At 64.5% G+C, this 5170-nt stretch carries 4 protein-coding genes and 1 pseudogene; 2 read left to right on the top strand and 3 right to left on the bottom strand.

Features of this window, described 5'->3' with window-relative positions; genetic code table 11:
* Together EOA75_RS28365 and EOA75_RS28360 are read right to left on the bottom strand one after the other, a co-directional pair.
* Positions 1–380 (bottom strand): annotated as a pseudogene (locus EOA75_RS28365) (MFS transporter); the annotation flags it as partial.
* A 129-nt stretch (positions 381–509) separates the two neighbouring features.
* A complete protein-coding gene (locus EOA75_RS28360; RefSeq protein WP_245466765.1) occupies positions 510–1283 on the bottom strand; it encodes an MFS transporter in 774 nt (257 codons plus the stop codon).
* Here EOA75_RS28360 and EOA75_RS28355 point away from each other — a divergent pair.
* Together EOA75_RS28355 and aspS are read left to right on the top strand one after the other, a co-directional pair.
* Positions 1275–1742, top strand: coding sequence for a DeoR/GlpR family DNA-binding transcription regulator (locus EOA75_RS28355; RefSeq protein WP_245466764.1), 468 nt, complete (start codon positions 1275–1277; stop codon positions 1740–1742). The two genes, EOA75_RS28360 and EOA75_RS28355, sit on opposite strands and share 9 nt — an antisense overlap.
* 118 nt (positions 1743–1860) lie before the next feature.
* Entirely contained in the window at positions 1861–3648 is a 1788-nt protein-coding gene (aspS, locus tag EOA75_RS28350; protein ID WP_067329976.1) for an aspartate--tRNA ligase, read from the top strand.
* Between the two features lie 310 nt (positions 3649–3958).
* Here the strand turns inward: aspS and EOA75_RS28340 are convergent, their stop codons facing one another.
* Positions 3959–5149, bottom strand: coding sequence for a hypothetical protein (locus EOA75_RS28340; protein WP_067329980.1), 1191 nt, complete (start codon positions 5147–5149; stop codon positions 3959–3961).
* Positions 5150–5170: the final 21 nt, after the last annotated feature.

The following is a 5170-nucleotide window of genomic DNA, read 5'->3' as shown; positions in this document are numbered from 1 at the left end:
CGTTGCTTGTTGCCGACGACGTAATCCAGCCAGGCTTCAATGACGGTAACCGGGCCGGCAAGGCAGAAGCCGCCGGCAAAGCGCACCGCGCGCCACATGACGGGGTCGATGACGAGCACCAGAAGCAGCGTGCCGACCGAGGCGATCGCGGCCAGCGCGGCAGAAGTCCGGACGTGGCCGACCGCCTTCAGGATACGCGTGACGGATAGGCAGCCGAGCAGGAAACCGGCGAAATAGAACGTGCCCATCAGGCCGATATCGGAAGCGGAAAAGCCTTCCTGCGCCCCGCGCAAGGCAATCAGCGTTCCCTGCAGCCCATTGCCGCCAAGCAGGATGCCTGCGGCAATCAGGAGCGGAATAAGCGGACGGATGGACGACATTAAAGAGAGGCAATCACGGATCTGTGACCTCTTCTTGGACCATAGATCCTGTCAACGCCAGCGGCAAATGCAACTTCACATCCTTGCACCCGGCCGAGGAGATGGGCTGCCAATTGGGGTAGGGGTGTCCTAAGCCTTGCCGGCCCATATTTCTATCTCCAGCTCGACCGTAGCAGGTGTCTCGCCCGGAAACGCATGGATGTTCTCCGCGGCCGGCCTCCGGCCAAGTGAACCTACCGTCAGCAGGCTGAGCACGATGAAGGGGATGCCGATGCCATAGGCGGAGCGGATGCCCCAATGGTCCGATATGAAGCCGAGCAGCGGCGGGCCGAGCAGGAAAGCGATGAAGGAAATCTGTGAGAGCGCCGCGACGTTGATCGCCGCCGGGCGATCCGTCCGTTGCGCGGCGGCGGAGATCGCCAGCGGGAAGAGGGCGCTGCTGCCAATGCCCAACAGGGCAAAGCCAAGCATCGAAACGGCCGGCAGCGGCGAGAAGAAGACGATGAGCACGCCGGCCGCCATCGCTGCCAAGAGCACGCGCGCGACCCCGCTTGGCGAGTGGCGGTCGACGAAGGAGACGGCGAAAAAGCGTGTGGTTGCCTGCGAGAAGGCAAACAGCGCCACGGTCAAGCCGGTGACGAAGGGGCCGGAGTCGAAGACGGTGCGCATGTAGATCGCCGACCAGTCGATGCTGGCGCCTTCGAGGAGCATCGCCGAAAGCGTCACAGCGACCAGGACCAGGATCGGCAATGTCGGCCGCGCGAACATCGGCGCCTTGTCGCCGGAGTTGGCGAAGCGGGCGGGCGCCGGCTCGAAGCCGCCGAGAAACAGGGCCGTTGCAATGGTCACCATCGGCACCACCAGCGCCAGATGCAACTGCGGCGACAGGCCGAGATGCGCCATGGCGCCGCCGAACAGCCCGGCGCCGAAGAAGCCCGCGCTCCAGAGCTGACGGTCGCTACCAATTCGCCGGGCGTCGCATCGGCACTCGCCGATCTGCCCCTGATCGAGCTGTTTGTGCTGGGCGGCAGGTATGTCCGCGACCTCGGCACCTGTGTCGGCGGCGATACGCTGGCCGCCGTGGCGCAGCTTGGCGCCGATCTGTTCTTCCTTGGCTCCTGCGGCCTCGATGCCTCGCGTGGCGTCACCGCCTTCGATTCGGCGGAAGCGGAGGTCAAGCGCGCCATGGCCGGGAATAGCGCCGGCATCGTGATCGTCGTCACCAACGACAAGCTCGCCACCGCGGCGCCTTATCGCGTCGCCGCGCCCGACGCGATAAGCCATCTGGTGGTGGACAAGACGGCGCCTTCACCCATCCTTGCCGATTTCGAGCGCCTGGGTGCCGAAATCCACTTTGCCTGACCTGGGGCACCGCGCCTGCGTGTGACCGCTTGCCTTGACAAAGCCGGCCTCTCATGCGCTTTTCGCGCCAATTTTCGAGCCGGGCTTTCGCCCGCAATTCCGGACTCCACCAATGACAATGCATCGTTACCGCAGCCACACCTGTGCCCAATTGAGAAAGACCGACGTCGGCAATTCGGTCCGCCTGTCCGGCTGGGTGCATCGCGTGCGCGACCATGGCGGGCTGCTCTTCATCGATCTGCGCGACCATTACGGCCTGACCCAGATCGTCGCCGACCCGGACTCGCCGGCCTTCAAGGTCGCCGAGACGGTGCGCGGCGAATGGGTGATCCGCATCGACGGCGAGGTCAAGGCGCGCCTGCCGGAGACCGTCAACGCCAATTTGCCGACTGGCGAGATCGAGATTTTCGCGCGCGAGATCGAAGTGCTCTCGGCGGCCAAGGAGCTGCCGCTGCCGGTGTTCGGCGAGCCTGAATACCCCGAGGACATCCGCCTGAAATACCGCTTCCTCGACCTGCGCCGCGAGACGCTGCACAGGAACATCGTTGCGCGCACCAAGATCATCGCCGAGATGCGCAAGCGCATGGGCGAGGTCGGTTTCACCGAATTCTCGACGCCGATCCTGACCGCGTCGTCGCCCGAAGGCGCGCGCGACTTCCTGGTGCCGTCGCGCATCCATCCCGGCACCTTCTATGCCCTGCCGCAGGCGCCGCAGCAGTACAAGCAGCTGATCATGGTCTCCGGCTTCGACCGCTACTTCCAGATCGCGCCCTGCTTCCGTGACGAGGATCCGCGCGCCGACCGCCTGCCCGGCGAGTTCTACCAGCTCGACCTCGAGATGAGCTTCGTCGAGCAGGATGACGTGCTCTCCACCATGGAGCCGGTGCTTCGCGGCGTCTTCGAGACCTTTGCCGCCGGCAAGCCGGTGACTCAGCAATTCCGCCGCATTCCCTTCGACGAGGCGATGCGGACCTACGGCACCGACAAGCCGGACCTGCGCAACCCGATCGAGATGCAGGCGGTCTCGGATCATTTCCGCGATTCCGGCTTCAAGGTCTTCGCCAACATCCTGGCCAACGATCCGAAGGCCGAAGTCTGGGCTATCCCCGCCAAGACCGGCGGCAGCCGCGCCTTCTGCGATCGCATGAACTCCTGGGCGCAGGGCGAGGGCCAGCCAGGCCTCGGATACATCTTCTGGCGCAAGGAGGGCGACAAGCTCGAAGGCGCCGGACCGATCGCCAAGAACATCGGTGAGGAACGCACCGAGGCGGTGCGCCAGCAGCTTGGCCTTGCCGATGGCGATGCCGCCTTCTTCGTCGCCGGCGACCCGAAGAAGTTCGTTTCCTTCGCGGGCGCCGCGCGCACCCGCGCCGGCGAGGAATTGAACCTCGTCGACCGCGATCGCTTCGAGCTCTGCTGGATCGTCGACTTCCCGTTCTTCGAATGGAACGAGGACGAGAAGAAGATCGACTTCGCCCACAATCCGTTCTCCATGCCGCAGGGCGGCATCGACGCGCTCGGCGGTCAGGAGCCGCTGGGCATCAAGGCGTTCCAATACGACATGGTCTGCAACGGTTTCGAGATCGCTTCCGGCGGCATCCGCAACCACCTGCCGGAGACCATGGTCAAGGCCTTCGAGATGGTCGGCCTCGATCGCCAGACGGTCGAGGAGCGCTTCGGCGGCCTCTACCGCGCCTTCCAGTATGGCGCGCCGCCGCATGGCGGCATGGCGGCCGGCATCGACCGCATCGTCATGCTTTTGGTCGGCGCCAAGAACCTGCGCGAGGTGACCATGTTCCCGATGAACCAGCAGGCCTATGACCTGCTGATGAACGCCCCTTCGGAGGCCACCCCGCAGCAGCTTCGGGAGCTGTCGCTGCGCGTCGCCGTCGCGAAGAAGGACTGACGCGGGGGCTCATCCTGAATCGATGGTAGCCCCGGGAGCGATTGGCGGCTGGCCATCGCTCCCAGAGCCATTTTCTCAAGGATTGGGTCAGAGCGTGTGGGCAACCGCCCGGATTTCAACCAATTGCTGCGGGAATGCCAAACCCGAGACCCCGAGGAGGGTCACGGCGGGCCGGTGTGGTCCGACATACTCTTTGTAAAGAGCGACGAACGCCTTCGTCGAGGAGGTCAGGCCCTGATCGTAGGAAAACGGCGATCCGGATCATCCGAACCGCCGTTGGATAATGCTGGCAGGTGCGAGGCGCCCCCGATCAGTCCTCGTTCGCCTTGACCTTCACGCCCAGCGTCTTCGGCAGGTCGAGCGGGTTGGACATGGCGCCGGCCATGATCAGCGCGAACGGCACCGACGCCGGCGGTTCGGCCGAGATCTCTAGGCTCTTGGGGTCGTCGAGGAACTTGTTGACCGCGGCCGATACCTCGGCCGTCAGTTCGGGATTGTTGAGCTGCGCCATGCCGAACGGCACGATCGCCTTGGCCTGGTTGGCGACGTCCTTGCCGGACATGCCCTGCTGCTTGCCGACATAGTCGAGCACCTTGCCGGTCAGCGAATCGTCGTCGAAGCGCACCGAGGCGCCGTTGAAGGACAGCTGCTGCAAGAGGCCGAGCATGGCCATGCCCTGCGCGGAATTGTCGGCACCCTCCGGCTGTGCGGCGAACTTCTTTTGCATCTCCTGCATCGACTTGATGAAGTCGAGGGTGTAGCCGCCGAGATTGAAGGTCATGCCGAGCGTGCCGGCATTCTCGACCGAGATGTCGTATTTCGACAGCTCCATCTTGCCGTCGCTGGGCTGCCAGGTGCCGGCCATCGAGACCGTACCGGAGATATTCTGGTAGCCGAGCGCTTGGATCGCCTCCTTCGACTTCGGGTCCTCGACCAGTGTCAGGTCGGCGTTGAACTTTTCCGTGTTGGCGGTGAAGTCCATCGCCTTGCCGTCGGCCGGCGGGGTGATCTGGACGGCCAGCCCGTCCATCGAGAAGGCCGTCTTGTCGCCGACCTTGACGGTCATGTTGGAGAGCTCGGCCGACTTGTACATCATCAGCGAGCCGAGCGGGTCGGTGCTGCCTTCGGCCGGCACCTTCATGCCGTGAATGACAACGGGGCTGAGGTTGAGCGTCACGCCGTCCTGGCTGCGCTCGAATGCCGAGCTCGAGACGGTCGCGATCTCGAAGCCGCCATTGGCCTCGGTGATGCCCTCCAGCTTCACGTCGCCGATCGGCAGGGCTTCCTTCTCGGCTGCCGGCTTGATGGACACGCCCTGCAGCACCGCGTTCGAATTGTCGCCGGAGACGCCGGTCCAGGAAATGTCGACGCCCTGGGCGGCAAGGGCCGCCTTGACGCGGTCGGCCACCGCCGGATCGGCGGCGAAGGCGGTGTTGAGCGGCAGGGCCAGCAGAATGGTTGAAAAAGCCAGTTTCTTGAGCATTGAGCGTTGAATTTTCATGGCGAGTTCCCTGTCCTGAAA

The sequence above is a fragment of the Mesorhizobium sp. M1A.F.Ca.IN.022.07.1.1 genome, assembly GCF_003997575.1.
Taxonomy (GTDB): Bacteria; Pseudomonadota; Alphaproteobacteria; order Rhizobiales; family Rhizobiaceae; genus Mesorhizobium.
Note: the sequence above shows the minus strand (reverse complement) of the source record. Positions and strands in the feature narration are given on the sequence as shown.